At 67.8% G+C, this 22092-nt stretch carries 19 protein-coding genes and 1 pseudogene; 7 read left to right on the top strand and 13 right to left on the bottom strand.

The annotated features are described in order from the left end of the window. The 8 genes from AC23D6_RS03290 to AC23D6_RS03255 all read right to left on the bottom strand — a co-directional run bounded on the left by AC23D6_RS03290 (position 1) and on the right by AC23D6_RS03255 (position 7683). Complete coding sequence (locus AC23D6_RS03290; RefSeq protein WP_487751409.1) at positions 1–357, bottom strand: Na+/H+ antiporter subunit G; 357 nt, start codon at positions 355–357, stop codon at positions 1–3. Next, entirely contained in the window at positions 354–638 is a 285-nt protein-coding gene (locus AC23D6_RS03285; protein ID WP_487751408.1) for a K+/H+ antiporter subunit F, read from the bottom strand. The genes AC23D6_RS03290 and AC23D6_RS03285 overlap by 4 nt, the downstream gene beginning before the upstream one ends. Then, positions 635–1135, bottom strand: coding sequence for a Na+/H+ antiporter subunit E (locus AC23D6_RS03280; RefSeq protein WP_487751407.1), 501 nt, complete (start codon positions 1133–1135; stop codon positions 635–637). The genes AC23D6_RS03285 and AC23D6_RS03280 overlap by 4 nt, the downstream gene beginning before the upstream one ends. 2 nt (positions 1136–1137) lie before the next feature. Next, the gene (locus AC23D6_RS03275) at positions 1138–2703 is read right to left on the bottom strand and encodes a monovalent cation/H+ antiporter subunit D (RefSeq protein WP_487751406.1); all 1566 of its coding nucleotides are present in this window, start codon (positions 2701–2703) and stop codon (positions 1138–1140) included. Then, positions 2700–3122 carry a Na+/H+ antiporter subunit C gene (locus AC23D6_RS03270; RefSeq protein ID WP_487751405.1) on the bottom strand — a complete coding sequence of 141 codons (423 nt, stop codon included), beginning with the start codon at positions 3120–3122 and terminating at the stop codon, positions 2700–2702. Before AC23D6_RS03270 ends, AC23D6_RS03275 begins: the two co-directional genes overlap by 4 nt. A 16-nt stretch (positions 3123–3138) precedes the next feature. Continuing rightward, entirely contained in the window at positions 3139–5970 is a 2832-nt protein-coding gene (locus AC23D6_RS03265) for a monovalent cation/H+ antiporter subunit A (protein ID WP_487751404.1), read from the bottom strand. 87 nt (positions 5971–6057) lie between these two features. Further along, on the bottom strand, positions 6058–7008 hold the full coding sequence (locus tag AC23D6_RS03260) for a calcium/sodium antiporter (protein ID WP_487751403.1): 951 nt from the start codon (positions 7006–7008) through the stop codon (positions 6058–6060). A gap of 51 nt (positions 7009–7059) precedes the next feature. Continuing rightward, positions 7060–7683, bottom strand: coding sequence for a lectin (locus AC23D6_RS03255; RefSeq protein ID WP_487751402.1), 624 nt, complete (start codon positions 7681–7683; stop codon positions 7060–7062). A gap of 126 nt (positions 7684–7809) precedes the next feature. Here AC23D6_RS03255 and AC23D6_RS03250 point away from each other — a divergent pair, with 126 nt between their 5' ends. Next, on the top strand, positions 7810–8343 hold the full coding sequence (locus AC23D6_RS03250; protein WP_487751401.1) for a hypothetical protein: 534 nt from the start codon (positions 7810–7812) through the stop codon (positions 8341–8343). 6 nt (positions 8344–8349) lie between these two features. Here the strand turns inward: AC23D6_RS03250 and hmgA are convergent, their stop codons facing one another. The 3 genes and pseudogenes from hmgA to hppD all read right to left on the bottom strand — a co-directional run bounded on the left by hmgA (position 8350) and on the right by hppD (position 11227). Continuing rightward, positions 8350–9657 (bottom strand): homogentisate 1,2-dioxygenase, encoded by a 1308-nt coding sequence (gene hmgA, locus AC23D6_RS03245; RefSeq protein ID WP_487751400.1) that lies wholly within the window; start codon positions 9655–9657, stop codon positions 8350–8352. A gap of 10 nt (positions 9658–9667) precedes the next feature. Next, positions 9668–10042 (bottom strand): annotated as a pseudogene (locus AC23D6_RS03240) (endonuclease domain-containing protein). 87 nt (positions 10043–10129) lie between these two features. Continuing rightward, entirely contained in the window at positions 10130–11227 is a 1098-nt protein-coding gene (gene hppD, locus AC23D6_RS03235; RefSeq protein ID WP_487751399.1) for a 4-hydroxyphenylpyruvate dioxygenase, read from the bottom strand. 76 nt (positions 11228–11303) lie between these two features. Between hppD and AC23D6_RS03230 the strand changes: the two genes are divergently transcribed. After that, positions 11304–11777 carry a MarR family winged helix-turn-helix transcriptional regulator gene (locus AC23D6_RS03230; RefSeq protein ID WP_487751398.1) on the top strand — a complete coding sequence of 158 codons (474 nt, stop codon included), beginning with the start codon at positions 11304–11306 and terminating at the stop codon, positions 11775–11777. A gap of 83 nt (positions 11778–11860) precedes the next feature. Here the strand turns inward: AC23D6_RS03230 and AC23D6_RS03225 are convergent, their stop codons facing one another. Both AC23D6_RS03225 and AC23D6_RS03220 read right to left on the bottom strand, forming a co-directional pair. Continuing rightward, positions 11861–13366 (bottom strand): peptide MFS transporter, encoded by a 1506-nt coding sequence (locus tag AC23D6_RS03225; protein WP_487751397.1) that lies wholly within the window; start codon positions 13364–13366, stop codon positions 11861–11863. Between the two features lie 194 nt (positions 13367–13560). Further along, complete coding sequence (locus AC23D6_RS03220; protein ID WP_487751396.1) at positions 13561–14421, bottom strand: tryptophan 2,3-dioxygenase; 861 nt, start codon at positions 14419–14421, stop codon at positions 13561–13563. A 216-nt stretch (positions 14422–14637) separates the two neighbouring features. Between AC23D6_RS03220 and AC23D6_RS03215 the strand changes: the two genes are divergently transcribed. From AC23D6_RS03215 to AC23D6_RS03195, 5 genes are all read left to right on the top strand, one after another. Beyond that, positions 14638–17877: a lamin tail domain-containing protein gene (locus AC23D6_RS03215; RefSeq protein ID WP_487752558.1), complete on the top strand. Its 3240-nt coding sequence runs from the start codon at positions 14638–14640 to the stop codon at positions 17875–17877. A gap of 274 nt (positions 17878–18151) precedes the next feature. Then, positions 18152–19237: a pyruvate dehydrogenase (acetyl-transferring) E1 component subunit alpha gene (gene pdhA / locus AC23D6_RS03210; protein ID WP_487751395.1), complete on the top strand. Its 1086-nt coding sequence runs from the start codon at positions 18152–18154 to the stop codon at positions 19235–19237. A gap of 8 nt (positions 19238–19245) precedes the next feature. Continuing rightward, entirely contained in the window at positions 19246–20289 is a 1044-nt protein-coding gene (locus AC23D6_RS03205; protein WP_487752557.1) for an alpha-ketoacid dehydrogenase subunit beta, read from the top strand. Further along, entirely contained in the window at positions 20289–20657 is a 369-nt protein-coding gene (locus AC23D6_RS03200; RefSeq protein WP_487751394.1) for an SH3 domain-containing protein, read from the top strand. The genes AC23D6_RS03205 and AC23D6_RS03200 overlap by 1 nt, the downstream gene beginning before the upstream one ends. After that, complete coding sequence (locus AC23D6_RS03195; RefSeq protein ID WP_487751393.1) at positions 20654–22006, top strand: dihydrolipoamide acetyltransferase family protein; 1353 nt, start codon at positions 20654–20656, stop codon at positions 22004–22006. The genes AC23D6_RS03200 and AC23D6_RS03195 overlap by 4 nt, the downstream gene beginning before the upstream one ends. Positions 22007–22092: the final 86 nt, after the last annotated feature.

Raw genomic sequence — 22092 nt, 5'->3', positions numbered from 1 at the left:
TCAGGGGCTCAACGATGCGTCGTCGTTGGAGGCGTCAACATCGCCCGGCATCGGCGGACGCTCGGCCATCTTCAGCGACAGCGCGGCCTTCGCCATCAGGTGCGCGCTGATCGGCGCGGTGATGAAGAGGAAGGCAGTGACTAGCAACTCGCGGGGCTGCGGGTCCGTGCCCGACAGCGCGTGGTAGCCGACCGACGCGATCAGCACGCAGCCCACGCCCAGCGTGCTGGCCTTGGTGGGGCCATGCAGGCGCTTGAAGAACTCAGACAGCTTCACCAGGCTGAAGGAGCCGACGAGGATGAAGAAGCTGCCCACGGCCAGCAGCAGGACCAGCAGGATGGCGAAGACCCAGCTCATTCGACGATGTCCCGTCGCAGCACGTACTTGCTCAGCACCACCGTGCCGACGAAGCCGAGCATGGCGATGATCAGCGCGGCCTCGAAGTACACCGCCGTGCCCAGGTACATGCCGAACAGCATCAATTGCGCGATCGCCGCGACGTAAAGCGTATCCAGCGCAAGGATGCGGTCCGGCACGCTGGGGCCGCGCACCAGGCGGTACAGCGCCAGCAGCATCGCCAGACCGACGATGTGCATCGAACCGATCACGGCGTAGGTCACCAGGGCCTGCGGGGTCATGGGAAGATCTCCATCAGCGGTGCCTCGTAGCGCGTCTTGATCTGCCGGATCACCTCATCGGCATCGTCCAGGTTCAGCACGTGGACCAGCAGGTGGCGGCGGTCGTCCGACAGCGCCGACGACACCGTGCCGGGCGTCAGCGTGATGATGCTGGTCAGCGCGGCGATGCCGTGGATGTTGCCGATGTCCAGCGGCACCCAGATGAAGCCGGGATTGATCTTGCGCTCCGGGCCCAGCACCTGCAGAGCCACGGTGACGTTGGCCTGCACGATGTCCAGCAGCAGCACGCCCAGCATGCGCGGCACACTGCGCAGGCGGCCGATGCGCGCGAACTCACGGTCCAGGCGCGCGGCGAACAATGGAATCAGAAGCGCCAGGATCAGGGCCATCAGGATCTGGCCGACGCTGATCGCGTCGTTCATCAGCAACCAGAAGCAGAATACCGTCGCGCTCAAGGGCAACGAGGGCAGCCAGCGCTTGCGCCATCTCGCGACCATGCTCAGGGCTCCCTCAAGACGGGCGTGGCCGCACGCATGTGGTCGACGTAGGCGCCCGGCACCAGCAATTGCGCCGCGGTGGCACGGGTGTAGTCGAGCACCGGCGCGGCGCCCAGCACCAGTGCCACGCCATACGCCAGCAGCAGCACGGTGGCCGCGGTTTCCAGCGGACGCGAGGGTGCGTGCGCGAGGTCGCTCGCCGGCGTGAACGCCGCGACTTTCTCGGCACTCGCGTCCGGCCACGGTTCGACACGCCAGAACAGCCGCGTGCCGGCGCGCGCCAAGCCCACGAGCATCAGGAAGCTGGTGCCGAGCACCAGCAACCAGACCCAGAAGGTGCGGGGGCCCTCCGGCACTGCGCCGAGCAGCAGCAGTTTGCCGATGAAGCCGGACAGCGGCGGCAGGCCGGCCAGCGAGACCGCCGCGACCAGGAACAGCAGGCCCGGCACGGTCTTGCCGGGCAGCGCGGCGATGACGTCCTTGCGATCGCCCGCACGGCCGCGGCGACGGCGGATCAGGTCCGCGAGCAGGAACAGCGCCGCACCGGCGAAACTGCTGTGCACCAGGTAGTAGAGTCCCGCGCTGACGGTGCCGGCGGTGTGCAGGGAGAACGCGACGAACAGCGTCGCCGCGGAGCCGAGCACGAGGTAGGCGGCCAGTGCGCGCAGGCGGTTCGCCGCGAGCACGCCGAGCGCGGCGAGCACCAGCGTGACCGCACCAAGCGCGAGCAGCGCCGGCCAGGCGAAGCCCGCCAGCGGGCCGGCGACTCCGAACGTCAGCGTGCCCAAGCGCAGCACGGCGTACAGGCCGATCTTGGTCATGATCGCGAACAGGCCGGCCACGGCCGCCGGCGCATGCGTGTAGGTTTCCGGCAACCAGAAGTACATCGGCAACAACGCGGCCTTCGCGCAGAAGACCACGAACAGCAGACCGGCCGCCGCTTGCACCAGCGCCACGTCGTCGGCTGGCAACTGCGCCACGCGCACCGACAACTCCGCCATGTTCAACGAACCCAGCAGGCCATACAGCAAGCCCAGGGCGATCAGGAACAGCGTGGACGCGGCGATGTTGAACGTCACGTAGTGCAGGCCGGCGCGCATGCGCTCGCCCCGCCCGCCGCTGAGCATCAGCCCGTACGACGAGATCAACAGCACTTCGAAGAAGACGAACAGGTTGAAGACGTCGCCGGTCAGGAAGGCACCATTCAAGCCCATCAGCTGGAACTGGAAGAACGCATGGAAGTGCGGCGCGCGCCGATCCCAGCCTGCGCAGGCATGCAGCAGGCACGCCGCGCCGAGCAGCAGGCCGACCAACACCATCAACGCGGACAGGCGGTCGACCATCAGCACGATGCCCAAACGGGCCGGCCAATCGCCCAGCAGATAGACCTGCACATCGCCGGTGGACGCCTGCGCGACCAGCACGCCCGCCACGGCGAGCATGGCCGCCAACGACAGCCCGGCGACGATCCGTTGCGGCACCATGCCGAAGCGGCGATGTTCGAAGAACAGCGCGATCGACGCGGCGAACAGCGGAATCAGGATCGGCAGGATGGGCAGGTGGCTCATGCGCCGTCCTCCGCCTCGTCGGCCTTCGCGGCTTCGCGCGCCTCGTCGTGCCGGCGCTGTTCGGCTGCCTGGAACTCGCGTTCGGCGCGGCGACCGTCGACATGGTCGCTGTCGTTGTCGCCGCGGCTGCGGATCGCCAGCACGACGGTCACCGCTGTCATCGCGAACGCGATCACAATGGCGGTGAGCACCAACGCCTGCGGCAGCGGATCGGTGTAGTGGGCCAGGTCGGTGGCCACGCCATCGCGCAGCACCGGCGGCTTACCCGCGACCAGCCGTCCGCCGGAAAAAATCAGCAGGTTGGTCGCGTACGACAGCAGCGTCAGCCCGAGGATGACGTCGAACGTGCGCGCGCGCAGCAGTAGGTAGACGCCCGCCGCCGTCAGGATGCCGATCGCGCTCGCGAGGGCCAGTTCCATTAGAGGGCAACCCCCATCAGCGCATCTCTCCGGTACGGGTGGATCGATCGCCGGGCTCCATCACGCCCAGATGCGAGATGCGCGTGCGCGAGGGTTTGATCGTGCCGAGCATCGACAGGATCAGCATGGCGCCGCCGAACACCACCAGGTACACGCCGGTGTCGAAACCGATCGCGCTGGCCAGCGGCACCGTGCCGATCAGCGGCAGCTCAAGGTCGAGGTGCCCGCTGGTGAGGAACGGCACGCCGAACCCCATCGAAGCCACGCCGCTCAGCCCCGCCACGATCAGGCCCACGCCGATGCAGCGCACGTAGTCGAAGCCGAAGCGCGATTCCACCGACGCCGCGCCCTGGATCACGTACTGCACCAGCAGCGGCACCGCCAGCACCAGGCCCGCGATGAAACCGCCACCGGGCGCGTTGTGCCCGCGCAGGAACAGGAAGACCGACACCGTCAAGGTCAGCGGGAACATGATCTGCGCGAGATCGGCGGGCACCGGCAGCTTCACCGGCGGACCCGACATGACCTTCTCCGGCGCCATCCGCGCGCGTCGCAGCAGCGCGTGCACGATCAGCGCGGCGATACCGAACACCGTGATCTCGCCGAAGGTATCGAAGCCGCGGAAATCCACCAGGATCACGTTCACCACGTTGCTGCCGTAGGCTTCGGGCAGCGAGCGCGCCAGCAGTTCGCCGCTGATCGTGCCGACGGGACGCGTCATCATCTGGTAGGCGAGCAGGCCGGTGCCGAGGCCCGCCGCCAACGCGACCACGATGTCGCGCACGCGACGGCGGGGCGTACGCTCCGGCGGCGAGCGCGCCGGCAGATAGTGCAGGCCGAGCAACAGCAGGACCAGGCTGACCATCTCCACCATCAACTGGGTCAACGCGAGGTCGGGGGCCGACAGGAACACGAAGGCCAGGCTCACCATCAGGCCGGCGCCGCCGAGCACGACGACGGCGAGCAGGCGCTGTCGGTAGAGGCGGATCGTCCACACCGTGCAGGCCACCAGCACCAGCCACAGCAGCCAGCCGAGCAGCGGCATCGGTTGCGGCGCGCGCCATGGCAACGGCGCGGCGCCGCCGGACAGGAATGGCCACGCGCCCGCGACGAGCGCCGCCAGCACCAAGTAAAGCAGGCTGCGTTGCAGGCTGCCATTGGCAACGCGCGCAGTGAACCGTCCCGCCAACGCGTACAGCGCATCCATGTTCCAGCGGAACAGGTGGCGGCCCAGCGAGCGGCGCATGATCGCATGCAGATCGAACAGGCGACGCAGGCCGAAATACAGCGCCACGCCGCCGGCGATGCCGGCCAGGCTCATCAGCAGCGGGGTATTGATGCCGTGCCACACGGCCAGGCTGTACTCGGGCGTCGCGGGCCCGAGGATTGCGCCGGCAGCGGCTTTCAGCACGGGCGCGATGGTCCAGGCCGGAAACATGCCCACCGCCACGCACAGCACCACCAGCACTTCGACCGGGATCTTCATCCAGCGCGGCGGTTCGTGCGGGGTGCTGTCCAGCGCGCGCGGCCCCTCGCCAAAGAACGTTTCGTAGACGAAGCGCAGGCTGTAGGCCACGCCGAAGATGCCGTACAGCAGCGCCGCCACCGCGATGGCATCGCGCATCGCGCGGTGCCCGGCGATATCGATCGCTTCGGCGAAGAACATCTCCTTCGACAGGAAGCCGTTGAGCAGCGGGATGCCGGCCATCGCCAGCGAGGCGATGATGGCCAGCGCGCTGGTCCAGGGCATGGAACGCCGCAGGTTGCCGAGCCGGCGCATGTCGCGGGTGCCGGTCTCGTGGTCGATGATGCCGGCCGCCATGAACAGCGAGGCCTTGAAGGTGGCGTGGTTGAGGATGTGGAACACACCGGCCACCACCGCCATCGGCGTGGAGAGGCCGAACAGCAGGGTGATCAGGCCCAGGTGCGAGATCGTGGAGTATGCCAACAGGCCTTTCAGGTCGTGCTGGAAGATCGCGTACCAGGCGCCGATCAACAGCGTCAGCGCGCCCACGCTGGTCACCACGTAGAAGAACAGGTCGGTGCCGGCGAGCGCCGGATGCAGGCGCGCCAGCAGGAACACGCCCGCCTTCACCATCGTCGCCGAATGCAGATAGGCCGACACCGGCGTCGGCGCCGCCATCGCATGCGGCAACCAGAAATGCAGGGGGAACTGCGCACTCTTGGTGAAGACGCCGGCCAGCACCAGCGCGAGCGCCCACGGATACAGCGCACTGCCGCGGATCAGGTCGCCCGAGGCCAACACCACGTCCAGGTCGTAGCTGCCGACGATGCGCCCGATCAGCAACACGCCGCCAAGCATCGCCAAGCCACCGGCGCCGGTGATCGCCAGCGCCATGCGCGCGCCTTCGCGCGCATCCTGGCGGTGCGACCAGAACCCGATCAGCAGGAACGAACTGATGCTGGTCAGTTCCCAGAACACCACCAGCAGCAACAAATTGCCCGCCAGCACCACGCCGAGCATCGAGCCCATGAAGAGCAGCAGGCTGGCGAAGAAGCGCGGCGCGCTGTCCTTCTCGCTGAGGTAGTAACGCGCGTAGATCACCACCAGCGCACCGATCGCGAGCACCAGGCCGGCGAACATCCAGGCCAGGCCATCCAGGCGCAGCGTGAAATCCAGGCCGATCTGCGGCAGCCACGCGTGTTCGGCGCGCAGGTTCCAGCCCTGCATCACGCTGGGTGTCAGCCATGCCAGCACGACCAGGCCCAGCAGCGGCGCGAGGCCGGCCAGCCACGCGGTCGCGCCGCGCGGTAGGCCGCGCGCCAGCGCCACCACCAGCGCGAGCACGAACGGCAGCGCCAGCAGGATTTCAAGAAAAGGGATCATCAACCGCCTTGCGTTGCAGGGAATGCGTCATTCACGAGCAATCCGCCCGAGTTTAACAAACCCGTCACGCCGTGCCTGACCCGGGGTTCAGGCGACCAGTGCGATCTCCAGCATCAGCCAACCGATGAAGGCCGCCAGCAGCAAGCCGCCTTCCACGCGGCTTATCCGCAGATCGCCGCGCAGCATCGGATAGAGCACGATGACGAAGGCGATGGCCGCCGGCAGTTCGAAACGCACGAAGGACTCGGGCAGCGGCAGCGGGCGGAAGGCCGCCATGCCGCCGACCACGACCAGCAGGTTGAACAGGCTGGAACCGATCACGTGCCCGGCCACCATGTCGCCCTGCCCGCGTCGTGCGGCCATCGCGGCGGCGGCGATCTCGGGCAGCGCCGTGCCGATGGCCACCGGCAGCAGGCCGGTCAGCAACGGCGACAAGCCCCAATGCGCGCCGATCACCGGCGCGCCCTGCACCACCCAGCGCGCGCCGTAGTACAGCAGCACGGCCGCCACGATGAAACGCAGCAGGTTCATCCACAGGTCGGTCCGCGTGCTCGCATAGGCCTCGATCTCGGCACGCACCGCGGCATCCTCGCGCGGCGCGCGCGCCAGCAGGAACGCCAACATCGCCACGAAACCCAGCAGCAACACCATGCCCTCCACACGGCTGACGAAGCCGTCCAGACCGAACACGATCAGCGCCAGCGTGGCGACCGCCAGCAGCACCAGCAGCGGCGACAGCAGGCGCATGCGGATCACCACCGGTGCGATCACGGCGGCCAGTCCCAGGGTCAGGCCGAGGTTTACGATGTTGCTGCCCACGGCGTTGCCGAGCGCGAGTTCCTGCGAACCCACCCACATGGCACGCGCGTTGACCGCCAGCTCCGGCAGCGAGGTGCCGAAGGCGATCAGCACCAGGCCGGCGACGAAGGGCGAGGCGCCGATGCGCTGCGCCAATCCCGAGGCGCCCTTGACGATGGAATCACCGCCCAGCGCCAGCAGCACCAGCCCCAGTGCGAAGTATCCCCAGGCTTCCATCATGGCCCCGCACTCCCCTCGTGGATTGCGGGGATTCTATGCCGCCGCGCTTCTTCAGGAACAGCCTTCCACGTACTCCACCTGCGGCGACAGGCCCACGCGCCAGGAAGTGACCTTGCCGGCCGCATCGGCTTCGAAGATGAGCTTGGTCGGCGCGACGTCGCCGGCACCGATGGACAGGTACTGGCCACCCTGCACGTACTTGTGCGGCGTCGCCTTCAGCGCACCGCCGTAGAGCTTCTGCAGTTCCTCCACGTTCATGCCTACCTTGCCGCCGCCCGGGGCCGTCTCCTTGTCGATGCCGACGTCGTAGCGGACGAACTTGCCTTCTTCCATCATGAAGGCGAAGTCGGCGGGCCGGCTGATCCACTTCGGCCACAGGTAATGGCAGCTGGTGCCCTCCATGGGCGCGCCGTTCAATTCACCGCCCCAGGCCGCACGCGCCTCCTCCACGGTGCTGCCCAGCTTCATGTCGCCGTAGCCCAGGAAGCTCGCCTGGCTGACCGGACCGGCAGGCGCCGCCGTGTCGTCGACCGCCGGCACCGGTGTAGGCGACTCGGCCATCGGCGTGCTAGCCGCCGTGGTCAACGGCTCCGCATCGGCCGGGGCCGGCGACTCCTCCCGCTGGCAGGCGGACAACAGGGCAGCGACCATCACGATCGGCAGCATCGACTTCATCGGCTCTCTCCGTATGCACAAACCTGAAGACTAACGTTGACGCGTTAAGTCACCGCGAACGCCGGACTGTCATCCGCACTTCATCGCAAGCCACTAGCCTGCGCGCCGATCCCCACCGGCTCCGTCATGCGTCCTTCCAAGACCGATCTCGCCCGCGACACGCTCCAGGCCCATGACGGCACCCTGGGCATGCGCGAGCGTCGGGCGCTGATCCTGTGCGATGGCCAGCGTGGGTTGGATGACCTTGTGCCACTGCTGGGGCCGGATGCACCGCTGCTGATCCAGCGCCTGGTGCGGGATGGCTACCTGACCGGATCGCCGTCACCGGCTGCCGTGGCAACCGCGCCCGCGACACCCCCTACGACTCCGTCCGCGGGACCGCGACGCTCGCGCGTGGCCGCCCGCGTCTATCTGTCCGGCATGCTCGAACTGCATCGCGATGGAGAGGCGCGCCAGCACCGCGATCGCCTGCAGTCGCGGCTCGACGACGACGCCATGCTGGAAGCGCTGGCGGATGCGCTCCGGTTCCTCGAAGGTCGCGTGGCGGCCTCGCTGGCCCTCCGCATCCGCGAACGCGTGTTCGAAGCGCTGCCGCTCGAGGACGTGCTACCCCTGCAGGCCCGGATCGCGCCGCAGACCGACGCCATCGCGCTGTCCTGACGCCGCTCAGCCCGGCGGCGGCGCGAAATGCTTGCGCAAGCCGGCCCAGCAGGCCTGGTAGTCGCGCTGGCGGTGCGGGGCTTCCATGGCCTGGCGGGTGGGACGGATCACCGCGCGCGTCTCGAACATGAAGGCCATCGTGCCCGTGATGACGTCAGGCTTGGACAGATCGGCGTTCGACGCTTTCTCGAACGTGGCCGCATCCGGGCCATGGCCGGTCATGCAGTTGTGCAGCGAGGCCCCACCCGGCGCGAAGCCTTCCGCCTTGGCGTCGTACACACCATGAATCAGGCCCATGAACTCGCTGGCGATGTTGCGGTGGAACCACGGCGGACGGAACGTGTCCTGCGCCACCAGCCAGCGCGGCGGGAAGATCACGAAATCCATGTTGCCCACGCCCGGCGTGTCGCTGGGCGAGGTGAGCACCAGGAAGATCGACGGGTCGGGATGGTCGAAGCTGATCGAGCCGATCGTGTTGAAGCGGCGCAAGTCGTAACGGTACGGCGCGTAATTGCCATGCCAGCCCACCACGTCCAGCGGCGAGTGGCCGATATCCGCGCGCCACAGGTGGCCCTGGAACTTGGCGATCAGCTCGAACCTGCCTTCCACGTCCTCGTAGGCGGCGACCGGGGTTTCGAAATCGCGCGGATTCGCCAGCCCGTTCGAGCCGATCGGCCCCAGGTCGGGCAGGCGGAGCGGAGCGCCGAAGTTCTCGCAGACATAGCCGCGCGCTTCACCGTCCGGTAGCTCGACCAGGAAACGCATCCCGCGCGGGATCACTGCGATCTGCTGCGGCTCGAGGTCGATCACGCCGAATTCGGTGGCCAGGCGCAGGCGCCCCTGCTGCGGCACGATCAGCAGTTCGCCATCGGCATCGTAGAAATAGCGGCCCTGCATGGAGCGGTTCGCCGCGTACAGGTGGATGCCCACCCCGTGCTGCGCCTCGGGCGCGCCATTGCCGGCCATGGTGTACAGGCCATCGACGAAGTCGGTGGGCGTCTCCGGCATCGGCAGCGGCGACCAGCGCATCTGGTCCGGCGACACCGGACCGGCGCTGAAATCGCTGTGCAGGCGGTGGTGCGCATACGGCGCGAAAGTGCCGTGCATGGCCGCCGGACGGATGCGGTACAGCCAGCTGCGGCGGTTCTCCGCCCGCGGCGCGGTGAACGCGGTGCCGCTGAGCTGCTCCGCGTACAACCCGTGGGCGACCCGCTGCGGCGAGTTGCGTCCCACCGGCAGCGTGCCCGGGATCGCCTCGCTGGCGAAGTGGTTGCCGAAGCCGGTCAGGTATCCGCAATCGCTGGAGGTATTCATCTCGATGCCTTTAAAGCCCCTCTCCCGACGGGAGAGGGGTTGGGGTGAGGGGCGATGGTGAGACGGTTCGGCAGATCGCCTCGACCACCGCTTCAATCTGCATCAGTACGTCGTTATCCCAGAACCTCAGGACGGTGAAACCTTTTGACTCGAGGAACTGCGTTCGCGCTCCATCGGACGTTTCCGTGTGCTGCGATCCGTCCACTTCAACCACCAATCTGATCGCTATGCATCAGAAGTCGACCGTGTAGGGCGGGATGGGATGTTGTCGCCGGAACTTCAATCCGTCGATACCACCTCCCCGCAGGACGGACCACAGCTTGCGCTCCGCATCTGTCGAACATGCCCGCAACTCCCTTGCCTGCTCCAAAGCGCGAGTCGCCATGGGAGGTCTGCGGTGGTTCGTCATCCTTGTCCTCCTGCCCCTCACCCCAACCCCTCTCCCGCAGGGAGAGGGGCTCAAAGTGCGAGCCTACAGCACCCCGCGCTTCATCTGATCGCGCTCGATGCTCTCGAACAGCGCCTGGAAGTTGCCTTCGCCGAAACCTTCGTTGCCCTTGCGCTGGATGATTTCGAAGAAGATCGGACCCAGCGCGTTCTGGGTGAATATCTGCAGCAGCTTGCGCTGCTTGGTCTCGGGGTCGGCGTCGATCAGGATCTTGTTACGGGTCAGGCGCGCGACATCTTCGCCGTGGTTGGGAATACGCTGGTCGATCACGTCGAAATAGGTATCCGGCGTGTCGAGGAATTCGACGCCCGCCTCGCGCATCTGTTCCACCGTGGTGTAGATGTCGTCGGTGAAGCAGGCGATGTGCTGGATGCCTTCGCCCTTGTAGGCGTCGAGGTATTCGTTGATTTGGCTCTTCGGGTCGCTGGACTCGTTGAGGGGGATGCGGACCATGCCGTCCGGCGCGGTCATCGCCTTGGACAGCAAACCGGTCTTGGCGCCCTTGATGTCGAAGTAGCGGATCTCGCGGAAGTTGAACAGCCGCTCGTAGTAGTCCGCCCACTTGGCCATGTTGCCGTGATAGAGGTTGTGGGTCAGGTGATCGATGAAGGTCAGCCCGAAGCCCTTCGGCATCAGCTCCACGCCGGGCAGGTATTCGTAATCGGGGTCGTGGATGGTGCCTTCGGTGTCGTAGCGGTCGACGATGTAGAGCATGCAGTCGCCGATGCCCTTGATCACCGGCGCGGCGACGGCCTTGGTGAGTTCGTCGGCGGCATCGAACGACTCGGCGCCGTTCTTCAGCGCCTGCACGCGTGCCCATTCGGCCAGCTTGTTGACGCGGATCGCGAAGCCGCATGCGCTGGGGCCGTGCTGGGCGGCGAAGCGGGCGGCGAAGGAATCCGGATCCTCGTTGATCAGGAAGGTGCAGTCGCCCTGGCGATAGGTGCTGATCGGGCGCGTCTTGTGGCGCGCGACCTGGACGAAGCCGAGCTTGCGGAAGTAGTCGTGCAGGTGGTGGGCCTGCCCGGCCGGCGCGGCGAACTCCACGAACTCGAACCCGTCAATGCCCATCGGGTTGTCGAAGGTGGTCGGCTTCATGCCGGTATTGGGTTGTGCGCTCATGGGGCACCTCGCTAGGCTTGCCGGGATATGCGTCAATATAGTTTCAGCTGAAACCACCCACAAGTAGCAGCGCAGCATGAGCCAGCCAGCCAGCCCCGTCATCCACGCCGATTTCGACCTCGACCGCCTGTTCTCCTACCGGCTGAGTGTGCTCTCCAACCGCATCAGCGGGGCGATCTCCCGCGAGTACCACCGCCGTTTCGGCCTGGCGATCACCGAATGGCGGGTCATGGCTGTGCTCGGACGCTTCCCAGGCCTGTCGGCCGGCGAAGTCGCCGCCCGGACCGCGATGGACAAGGTGGCGGTCAGCCGGGCAGTGGCCCGGCTGCTGGAACGGGCGCTGATCCAGCGCGAGACCCACGGCGACGACCGCCGCCGGTCGGTGCTGGCGCTCACGGACGAGGGGTTCCGGGTCTACGACGAAGTCGCGCCGATGGTCATCGAGTACCACCAGCGCATGCTCGAACCGCTGACCGCCGAGGAACGCACGCTGCTGGACCAACTGATCGACAAGCTGGCCGGGGAAGGCGTGAAGCGCATCGAAGGCTGAGGACTTTCTTCACGGATAAAAAAACGGCGGCCCGTGGCCGCCGTTTTTCGTCGGCACCCGGCGATTGCCGGGACGCCGATGCGTCACTTCACGCCGTGCATCAGCTTCTGGATCAGCGGTGCGATCAGGAACAGCAGCACGCCCGCACCCAACAGGATCCAAAAGCCCATCGTGTAACCCGCGTGGGCCGATTCGACGGTCATGCCGGTCTCGCCGCTGACATGACTGGCGAAGATGCCCGACAGGTTGTTGCCGATGGCGGTGGACAGGAACCAGCCGCCCATGCCGAAACCGACCAACCGCACCGGTGCCAGCTTGGTCACCATCGATAGGCCGATCGGCGACAGGCACAGCTCACCGACGGACTGGATCACGTACACCATGAACAACGTCCAGAACGGGATCTTCAGCGTCTGCGGATCCACCAGGCTGGACAGCGCGAACATCAGCAGCAGAAAGGCGAGACCGTTGAAGATCAGGCCCAGGCCGAACTTGCGCGGGATCGACGGATTGGCCTTGCCCATCTTCACCCACAGCCAGGCCAGCACCGGCGCCAGCGTGATGATGGCCAGCGAATTGACCGACTGGAACCAGCCCACCGGGAACACCCAGCCGCCGAAGTCGCGATTGACTATGTTCTGCGCGAGGAAGTTGAACGAGCTGCCCGCCTGCTCGAAGAAGCACCAGAACAGCACGTTGAACACGAAGATGATCAGCATGGCGATGGCCATGTCGCGCCGCACCGCGCCGTCCTTGAAGCCCTCCTTCAGGATCAGTGCGCACAGGCCGATGAACAGCACCGTCAGAATCCACTGCAATGCGCCCGCGCCGATCGACAGCAGGAAGTAGATCACCGGGATGGCGACGATGGCGCAGATCGCGGTGATCAGCACGCGTCCGGTGCCTTCCGCACCTTCCTGGGGTCGTCCGATGCCTTGCAACTGCGCCCGACCGAACCAGAACCACACCAAGCTGATCAACATGCCGATGCCCGAGACCAAGAACACGACCTTGTAGGCCGGCATTTCAGGCGTGCCACCCATGATTCGCTCGGCCAGCAATCCGGTCAGCCACGGCGCGATCATCGCGCCAAGGTTGATGCCCATGTAGAACAGGGTGAAGCCTGAATCGCGGCGCCCATCGCCCGTCGCGTAGAGCTTGCCGACCATCGTCGAGATGTTCGGCTTGAAGAGGCCGTTGCCGGCGATCACCGTGGCGAGGCCGAGCCGGAACAGCTGTTCGTTAGGCAGCATGATTAGGAACAGGCCGGCCGCCATGATGACGGCACCCAATAGGATCGAACGCTGGTAACCGATGACCCGGTCGGCCACATAGCCACCGAACAACGCTGCCGCGTAGACCAGCGCCAGGTACGCACCGTAGAGCCGACTGGCCGGCGCCTCGCCCGCACTGTCGCCGGCGTAAAACTGGGCGACGATGTACAAGGCCAGCGCCCAGCGCATGCCGTAGAACGCGAAGCGTTCCCAGAACTCGGTCATAAACAGCATCCACAGAGGGCGCGGATGCCCCAGCAGCTGCTTGAATTCCGGTATCCGTTCCGGCGTTGATGTGTCGACGGCTCCGCTCATGCGGGCTCCCCCTAGAAGTAGTTCAGGATTTCGGTTTCCCGTGCAACCAGCACGGGACGCGCGAGGATCACCGACCCGGCCGGGCCGCGTCAAATCGCTGAAATACCGGGAGCGTACGGGCATTTCGCCCTGTTCAGTGATTCAATACGCTGATTTCCAAGGGGATTTTGGCCGATTCTGCCCCCTCCTGAAGTTCAGCGACCCGGACCGATCGAGGTGCGCACATCGAACAGTTCGGGGAAGAAGGTCAGTTCCAGCGCCTGGCGCAGGAACCCCACGCCGCTGGAACCGCCGGTGCCGCGCTTGAAGCCGATGATGCGCATGACCGTGCGCATGTGGCGGAAGCGCCACAGCTGGAACTGGCTTTCCAGGTCCACCAGGTCCTCGCACAGCGAATACTCGCGCCAGTAGCGGTCGGTGTCCTCATAGATGGCCTCGAACACCGGCAGCAGCGCGGCGTCGGCGGCGTGCGACTGGCGCCAGTCGCGCTGCAGGTGCTGCGGCGGGATCGCGTGGCCCCAGCGGGCGAGGTACATCAGGAATTCGTCGTACAGGCTGGGCGCGTCGAGCACGGCTTCCAGCCCGGCATAGCCCTCGGGGTCGTGGGCGAACACCTTCAGCATCGCCGCGTTCTTGTTGCCCAGCAGGAATTCGATGGTGCGGTACTGCAGCGACTGGAAGCCCGACGACGGGCCCAGCAGGTCACGGAATCCCATGTACTCGGACGGGGTCAGCGTCTCCAGCACGGACCACTGCTCGGTCAGCTGGCGCAGCACCTGCTTGGCGCGCGCCATCACCTTGCGGGCCTGCCATACCTGGTCGCGCTGGAGGAAGCCGATCGCCGCGCGCAGCTCGTGGATCATCAGCTTCATCCACAGCTCCGAGACCTGGTGCTGGACGATGAAGAGCATCTCGTCGTGGTGCAGCGGGTCCGACACCGGGTGCTGTGCGGACAGCAGGCGGTCCAGCTGCAGGTAGCCGCCGTAGCTCATCCGGCCGGAGAGGTCGGTGTGGATGCCTGCTTCCAGCGGGCGCTCGTTCTTTTCTACGGCCATCCGTCGATCAACCGGGGGCCGCCCGGGGGGCGGCGGGGGCGCCAGCGTAACCGATGAGGGCGGACGACCCCGGCAAGGCGATGGAAAACCGGCACTTATGTCATGCCCATGCAATGCGCGTACCACAGGCTTGGGCTACATTGCGTCGGCCGGGGGCGGCATCGCTCCCGCGGGGGTCGGCGTCCAATCCACTGAGGGAGAACCCGTTACATGGAAATGCCACGGGGCCGCCTTGCGGCCGTGTTCGCGTCTTGCGCCTTGCTGTTGGCCGCCTCGTCGGCACAGGCACAGGTGGTCATCAGCCAGGTCTACGGCGGCGGCGGCAACAGCGGCGCCACGCTGAAGAACGACTTCATCGAGCTGCGCAACAACGGACCCACGGCGGTCGACCTGAGCGGCTGGAGCGTCCAGTACACCTCCTCTGCGGGCACCACCTGGAGCGGGCGCACCAACCTGACCGGCACCATCCCGGCCGGCGGCTTCTACCTGATCCAGCAGGCGCAGGGCGCCGGCGGCACGGTGGACCTGCCCACGCCCGATGCGACCGGCACCATCGCCATGAGCGGCACCGCCGGCAAGGTGGCGTTGAGCCGCAGCACCACTGCGCTGACGGGCGCCTGCCCGACCGCCGATGCGAACGTGGTCGACTTCGTCGGCTTCGGCAGCGCGGCCAACTGCTTCGAAGGCAGCGCGCCCACCGGCACGCTCAGCAACACCACCGCCGCCTTGCGTGGCGGCGATGGCAGCATCGACACCAACAACAACGGCGCCGACTTCGCCGTCGGTGCACCGAATCCGCGTAACAGCGGCGCCGAGCCGCCGGAACCGCCGGATCCGCCGCTCGCGCTGACCATCGCGCAGATCCAGGGCACCGGCCTGCTGTCGCCGCACAACGGCAAGCGCGTGGTCACCGAAGGCATCGTCACGGCGATCAAGTTCAACAACGGCTTCTTCCTGCAGGCCGCCAACGACGATGGCGACCCGGCCACGTCGGACGCCGTGTTCGTCTTCACCAGCAGCGCCCCGCCCGCCACCGCCGCGGTCGGCAACCGCGTGCGCGTGACCGGCACGGTCGAGGAATACACCCCGTCGTCCAACCCGCACCAGCTGGCGATCACCGAGATCGTCACCCCGACGCTCGACGTGCTGGAGACCGGCGTCGCCCTGCCTGCCGCGATCGAACTGACCGCGGCCGAGCTCGGCCCCGATGCCCTGCCCGGCACGCTGGAACGCCTGGAAGGCATGCGCGTCAGCGTGGCGCAGTCGGTGGTGATCGCGCCGTCCGGCGGCAGCATCGACGAGAACGATGCGCTGTCCTCCAGCGACGGCGTGTTCCACGTGGCCCTGCCCGGCGTGGCGCGCCCGTTCCGCGAGCCCGGCATCGCCGTGATGGATGCCATCACCCTGCCGGCCGGCAAGAACCCTCCGCGCTTCGACACCAACCAGGAACGCCTGATGGTGCGCAGCCGTGGCCAGGTCGGCGCGCTGCCACTGTCGGCCGACACCGGGGCGGACGTCACCGGCCTGCTCGGCGTGCTCGACTACTTCGCCGGCACCTGGGCGCTGCTGCCCGACGTGGCCACGCCGCCGACGGTCATCGGCGGCATGTCGCCGGAAGCCGTCAACGACGCCGCCTACGACGAAGTGACCGTCGGCAGCTTCAACCTGCTGCGGCTGTTCGACGAGGTCAACGACAGCAACGGCGCAGTGACGCTGACGCCGGAAGCGCTGGACAAGCGCCTGGCCAAGGCGGCGCTGGCGATCTGCGACTACCTGAAGACCCCGGACATCCTGGGCGCGGTGGAAGTGGAGAACCTGCGTGTGCTGCAACTGCTGTCCGAACGCATCGATGCGACCTGCGCCGCGCGTCCGGGTTACGTGCCGTACCTGCAGCCGGGCAACGACGTGGGCGGCATCAACGTCGGCTTCCTGGTCAGCTCGCGCCTGACCGCCGACGGCGTGGCCCGCGTCGAGGTGCTGGACGTGGCGCAGTTCGGCAAGGAGACGACCATCGCCAATCCGAACGGCACCACCAGCGTGCTCAACGACCGTCCGCCGCTGCGCCTGCGCGCCCGCGTGCACCAGGACGCGACGTCGAGCTATCCGCTGACGGTCATCGTCAACCACCTGCGTTCGCTCAACGACATCAACGACACCCTACCCGGCAGCGGCGGCTGGGTCACCGGCGGCGAGCGCGTGCGGGTGAAGCGCGGCGCGCAGGCCGTCTACCTGGCCCAGCTGGTCGAAGAGATGCAGCAGGCGAATCCGGACGAGAAGATCGTGCTGGTCGGCGACTTCAACGCGTTCGAGTTCAACGATGGCTACGTCGACGTGATGGGCATCATCAAGGGCGAAGCGGCGGCGGAAGACCAGGTGCTGACGTACATGCCCAGCCCGCTGACCGTGCCGCTCGTGGACGGCTCGCAGCTGATCGCCGATCCCGCGCACCGCTACTCGTACTCGTTCGAGGGCAATGCGCAGACGCTGGACCACGTGCTGGTCAACGAAGCCCTGGTCATGGACGCCGGCCTGCGCGTGGACCATGCGCGGATCAATGCGGACTTCGGCGTGGACAACTTCGGCGACGCCACGCTGGCCCTGCGCTCGTCCGATCACGATCCGGTGCGCCTGAGCATCCGCGTGCCGTCGTTCGCCCGCGCCGACCTGTCGGCGACGGTGTCGGCCGACCGCGCCACCGCCAACGTCGGCGAAACGGTGCGCTATACCGCCACCGTCCGCAACGCCGGCCCGGGTGCGGCATCGCCGGCGGCGTTCGCCTTCGTGTTCTCGGCCGAGCTGTCCCCGTCGCTGGCCACGCTGCCGGCCGGCTGGAGCTGCGCGGCACCGGAAGTCACCGCGGGCACCACCCGCGTGGCCTGCACCGTGCCGTCGCTGGCGGTCGGTGACGAAGCGACCTTCGCCCTCGACGCCGTCGTCCCGGCCAGCGCAGCGGGCGCCACGCTGGGCCTGGGCGTGTCGGCCAACTCGACCGTGCTCGACCCGGCCAACGGCGACAACACCGCGGCCGTCTCGGTGGCCGTGGCCGCGCTGCCGCAGACCCGCGCCGACCTGTCGGTGCAGCTGCTCGGCGCCGCCCTGCCGCTGCGTCGCGGCACCATCGCCACGCTGCTCGTGCCGGTGCGCAATGCCGGTCCGGATGCGGCCGAGCAGGTCTCCGTGCGTCTGACCAGCAACGTGGAAGCCCGCTACGCCGCCGTGGCCGCCCCCAGCGGCTGGAGCTGCACGCGCGTGGAGGACACCGCCGAAGGCGCCGCCGCCGACTGCACCCGCCGTGGCGCCATGCCACGCGGCGTGCAGACGCTCGCCTTCGCGCTGGTGGTGCCGGGCAAGCCCAAGCGCGGGACTGAACTGGAGTTCGAAGCCACCGTCAGCAGCACGACGACCGATCCGAACCCGGCCAATAACCACGATCGCCTGGTCCAGCGCATCCGCTGAACTTTCCCGCCATCGTGGGGTCGACAGGGGCGCGGGCAACCGCGCTCCTTGTCGTTTGCGCAGCCCGCGACGCGCATCACGTCCGGCCCGCGCCTACCAAGGGCGGACTGACACCGAACGACAGCCCGGCAAGCCCCTGTTTCCGCACCGGTTTCCCCCCGTATCGAGACGCCATGCGCCGTCGTCTTGCTGCATTGCACGACAGCTGTCCGGGCCGTCGCTCCTAAAATTACATTTGAAACCAATTCCGCCTATCGACGAGAACACCGTCCCGATGAGCATCGCCGCAAGCTTCGACATCGAATACCTCCAGTACCTGGGGCCCGACGGCACCCTGGTCCGTCCCGACCTGCCCGAGGCAGGACGCGACATCGCCCGCCTGCGCGAGCTGTTCAAGCAGATGCTGTTCGTGCGTACCTTCGACACCAAGGCCATCGCCCTGCAGCGCACCGGCAAGCTGGGCACCTACGCCGCCTGCCTGGGCCACGAGGCCACCCACGTCGGCATCGGCGCCTCGATGCGTGCCGGAGACGTCTATGCGCCCAGCTACCGCGAGTACGGGGCCATGTTCATGCGCGGGGTGAAGCCGCGCGATGTGCTGATGTACTGGGGCGGCGACGAGCGTGGCAGCGACTTCGACCGAGACAGCGACGCACGCAACGATTTTCCGTTCTGCGTGCCGATTTCCACGCAGTGCCTGCATGCGGCCGGCGCGGCGCTGTCCTTCAAGCTGCGCAAGCAGCCGCACATCGCGGTGGCGACCTGCGGCGACGGCGGCTCGTCGAAGACCGACTTCTACGCCGCGCTCAATTCCGCCGGTGCCTACGAGCTGCCGCTGGTGCTGGGCGTGATCAATAACGGCTGGGCGATCTCGGTACCGCGCAGCGCACAGACCGGCGCGCAGACGCTGGCGCAGAAGGGCCTGGCCGGCGGCCTGCACTGCCTGCAGGTCGACGGCAACGACCTGATCGCCGTGCTCGAAGGCATGCGCCGCGCCAGCGAACGCGCGCGCAAGGGCCAGGGCGGCACGGTGATCGAGTTCGTCACCTACCGCCTGTCCGACCACACCACCGCCGACGACGCGCGCCGCTACCGCGACGATGCCGAAGTGAAGGCCGGCTGGGAGCGCGAGCCGATTGCCCGCCTGCGCACCTGGCTGACCGCGCAGGGCGCCTGGAGCGAGGCCGATGAGGCCGCGTGGAAGGAAGAATGCAGCGCGCGCGTGGACGAGGAAGTCAACGCCTACCTCAACACGCCGGTGCAGCCGGTGGAGGCGATGTTCGATTACCTGTACGCCGATCCGCCACCGGAATTGCTGAAGCAACGCGCCGCCGCGATCGCCGCGGAGAACCGCCCATGAGCACCGTGATGAAGCCCGATAACAAGACTGTGGGAGCGACGTCAGTCGCGAAGCCGGACGCCGCACCGACCCCCACCGCCATCACCCTGATCGAAGCCATCACCCAGGCGCTGGCCTGGGAGATCGCGCACGATGAGTCCGTACTGGTGCTGGGCGAGGACGTGGGCGTGAACGGCGGCGTGTTCCGCGCCACCGCGGGCCTGCAGCAGAAGTTCGGCCCCGAGCGCGTGCTGGACACGCCGCTGGACGAGACCACGATCGCCGGCCTGACCATCGGCCTGGCCGCGCAGGGCATGAAGCCCGTCGCCGAAGCGCAGTTCGACGGCTTCGTCTATCCGATGGTCGACCACATCATCTGCCACGCCGCTCGCCTGCGCACCCGCACGCGCGGCCGCCTGCACTGCCCGATGGTGCTGCGCGTGCCGTGGGGCGGCGGCATCCGCGCGCCGGAGCACCACAGCGAGGCCAACGAGGCCATCTTCACCAACGTGCCCGGCCTGCGCGTGGTGATGCCGTCCTCGCCGCAGCGCGCCTACGGCCTGCTGTTGGCTGCGATCCGCGATCCGGACCCGGTCATCTACATGGAACCCAAGCGCATCTACCGCCAGTACAAGGAAGTGGTCGTCGACGACGGCGAAGCACTGCCGCTGGACGTGTGCTTCGTGCTGCGCGACGGCACCGACGTGACCCTGGTGACTTGGGGCGCGCAGGTCAAGGAAGCGCTGGAAGCCGCTGACACGCTGGCCGGCGAAGGCATCAGCGCCGAAGTCATCGACGTGGCGACGCTGCGTCCGCTCGACTTCGACACCATCGCCGAATCCGTGGCCAAGACCGGCCGCTGCGTGATCGTGCACGAAGCGCCGCGCACCGCGGGCTTCGGTGCCGAAATCGCCGCGCGCCTGGCCGAGCACTCGATGTACGACCTGCTGGCGCCGGTCGAGCGCGTCACCGGCTACGACACGCACATCCCGCTGTTCCGCCTGGAAATGAAGTACCTGCCCAGCGTCGACAAGATCGTCGCCGCGGCCAAGCGGGCGGTGGCAGCCGGCTGATGCACGCCCGCGCCGTCCGCGACTACCGCACGCAGTACGCGAACCCCATCCGGTTCGCGCGCGGCGACGTGGTCGCGCTCGGCGCGCGCGACACCGAATGGCCGGCCTTCGTCTGGGCCACCACGTCCGATGGCAATGCCGGCTGGGCGCCGGTGGACTGGCTGCAACCGCAGCGCGAGGGGTACGCCGTCGCCTTGCGCGATTACTCCGCACAGGAACTGGACGTGCGGGCGGGCGACGCCGTCGAACTCCATCATGAGCTCGGCGACTGGTGGTGGTGCACGCATGCGGATGGACGCAGCGGCTGGCTGCCGGCGCGAGACCTGGACCTGATCAACGACACGACTTCCGAAGAGACAACCGAATGAGCGAGAGCAAGACCTTCCACCTTCCCGACCTGGGCGAAGGCCTCCCGGACGCGACCATCGTGGAATGGTTCGTCAAGGAAGGCGACGTGATCCGGCTGGACGAACCGCTGGTCTCGATGGAGACCGCGAAGGCCGTGGTCGAAGTGCCCTCCCCGGTGTCCGGCAAGGTGGTGAAGCTGGCCGGCGCGGCGGGCGATGTCGTCGTCACCGGCAGCATGCTGGCCGTGTTCGAGCCCGACGCCACCCTCCCGCAGCGCGCGGAAGGCCAGGACACCGGCCACCACCACGGCCCGCCGAAGACGACGGCGGCTGCGGGAGCGACGTCAGTCGCGACGCCCGCCGCCGAAGCAGCCGAGGCCGCACCCGCCGACGCCGGCACCGTCGTCGGCGCCATGCAGTCTTCCAACGATGTGCACACCGAGCAGGCGATCGCCGTCGGCGGCGTCAAGGCGATGCCGGCCGTGCGCGCGATGGCGAAGAAGCTCGGTGTCGACCTGGCGCGCGTGCGCGCGACCGGCGCCGACGGCGCGGTCACGATGCAGGACGTGAAGCAGGCCGCCGCCGACGGGTCCGCGCGCGGCACCACGACCGACGCACCCGCACGCAGGCCAGCGCCCGTCGCCGCGGCGACGCCGGTCGCCAACCCACAGCGCACCGCCCTGTCGGCCAGCGGCAAACCGATGCGCACGCAGCCACCGGGCGTGTCCGTCAGCGGCCAGCCCGAGCAGCTCAAGGGCGTGCGCCGCAACATGGCGCGCGTCATGGCCGACGCCCACGCCAAAGTCGTGCCGACCACGCTGAGCGACGACGCTGACGTGCACGCCTGGACGCCCGGCAACGACATGACCGGCCGCCTGGTCCGCGCCATCGTGCGCGCCTGCAAGGCGGTGCCGGCGATGAACGCATGGTTCGATGGCGAGAAGCTGACCCGCACCCTGCACCCGCACGTCGACATCGGCATTGCCGTGGATACCGACGATGGCCTGTTCGTGCCGGCGCTGCGCAACGCCGACCTGCTCGAAGCCGGTGGCGTGCGCGAGAGCATCAACCGCCTGCGCGCACAGGTGGAAGACCGCAGCATCCCGCCATCCGAGCTGACCGGCTACACCATCTCGCTGAGCAACTTCGGCATGTTCGCCGGCCGCTACGCCACGCCCGTGGTGGTGCCGCCGTGCGTGGCCATCGTCGCCGCCGGTCGCGCACGCCACCAGGTCACGCCGGTGATGGGTGGGTTCGAATCGCACAAGGTGATTCCGTTGTCGGTGACGTTCGACCACCGCGCCTGCACCGGTGGCGAGGCCGCGCGTTTCCTGAAGGCGCTGATCGACGATCTAGCGCTGCCCCAGTAACGCGGCCGTCTTACAGGTGAGCGACGCAGCGCGCGTCGCTCACTCCGCACGCGCCGTTGGATGAGGACCACATGCGTCCGCGAAGC

It is taken from the genome of Pseudoxanthomonas sp. G3 (assembly GCF_057654715.1).
This window is presented reverse-complemented; position numbering and strand designations above follow the sequence as displayed.

Bases quoted from the DNA above. Each gene is read 5' to 3' on its own strand.
- AC23D6_RS03265 (WP_487751404.1), bottom strand. From the start codon at position 5,970: ATGATCCCTTTTCTTGAAATCCTGCTGGCGCTGCCGTTCGTGCTCGCG.
- AC23D6_RS03205 (WP_487752557.1), top strand. From the start codon at position 19,246: ATGAAGCCCGATAACAAGACTGTGGGAGCGACGTCAGTCGCGAAGCCG.
- AC23D6_RS03255 (WP_487751402.1), bottom strand. From the start codon at position 7,683: ATGAAGTCGATGCTGCCGATCGTGATGGTCGCTGCCCTGTTGTCCGCC.
- AC23D6_RS03230 (WP_487751398.1), top strand. From the start codon at position 11,304: ATGAGCCAGCCAGCCAGCCCCGTCATCCACGCCGATTTCGACCTCGAC.
- AC23D6_RS03200 (WP_487751394.1), top strand. From the start codon at position 20,289: ATGCACGCCCGCGCCGTCCGCGACTACCGCACGCAGTACGCGAACCCC.
- AC23D6_RS03195 (WP_487751393.1), top strand. From the start codon at position 20,654: ATGAGCGAGAGCAAGACCTTCCACCTTCCCGACCTGGGCGAAGGCCTC.
- AC23D6_RS03280 (WP_487751407.1), bottom strand. From the start codon at position 1,135: ATGGTCGCGAGATGGCGCAAGCGCTGGCTGCCCTCGTTGCCCTTGAGC.
- AC23D6_RS03290 (WP_487751409.1), bottom strand. From the start codon at position 357: ATGAGCTGGGTCTTCGCCATCCTGCTGGTCCTGCTGCTGGCCGTGGGC.
- AC23D6_RS03215 (WP_487752558.1), top strand. From the start codon at position 14,638: ATGCCACGGGGCCGCCTTGCGGCCGTGTTCGCGTCTTGCGCCTTGCTG.
- hmgA (WP_487751400.1), bottom strand. From the start codon at position 9,657: ATGAATACCTCCAGCGATTGCGGATACCTGACCGGCTTCGGCAACCAC.
- AC23D6_RS03225 (WP_487751397.1), bottom strand. From the start codon at position 13,366: ATGAGCGGAGCCGTCGACACATCAACGCCGGAACGGATACCGGAATTC.
- hppD (WP_487751399.1), bottom strand. From the start codon at position 11,227: ATGAGCGCACAACCCAATACCGGCATGAAGCCGACCACCTTCGACAAC.
- AC23D6_RS03220 (WP_487751396.1), bottom strand. From the start codon at position 14,421: ATGGCCGTAGAAAAGAACGAGCGCCCGCTGGAAGCAGGCATCCACACC.
- pdhA (WP_487751395.1), top strand. From the start codon at position 18,152: ATGAGCATCGCCGCAAGCTTCGACATCGAATACCTCCAGTACCTGGGG.
- AC23D6_RS03260 (WP_487751403.1), bottom strand. From the start codon at position 7,008: ATGATGGAAGCCTGGGGATACTTCGCACTGGGGCTGGTGCTGCTGGCG.
- AC23D6_RS03275 (WP_487751406.1), bottom strand. From the start codon at position 2,703: ATGAGCCACCTGCCCATCCTGCCGATCCTGATTCCGCTGTTCGCCGCG.
- AC23D6_RS03250 (WP_487751401.1), top strand. From the start codon at position 7,810: ATGCGTCCTTCCAAGACCGATCTCGCCCGCGACACGCTCCAGGCCCAT.
- AC23D6_RS03270 (WP_487751405.1), bottom strand. From the start codon at position 3,122: ATGGAACTGGCCCTCGCGAGCGCGATCGGCATCCTGACGGCGGCGGGC.
- AC23D6_RS03285 (WP_487751408.1), bottom strand. From the start codon at position 638: ATGACCCCGCAGGCCCTGGTGACCTACGCCGTGATCGGTTCGATGCAC.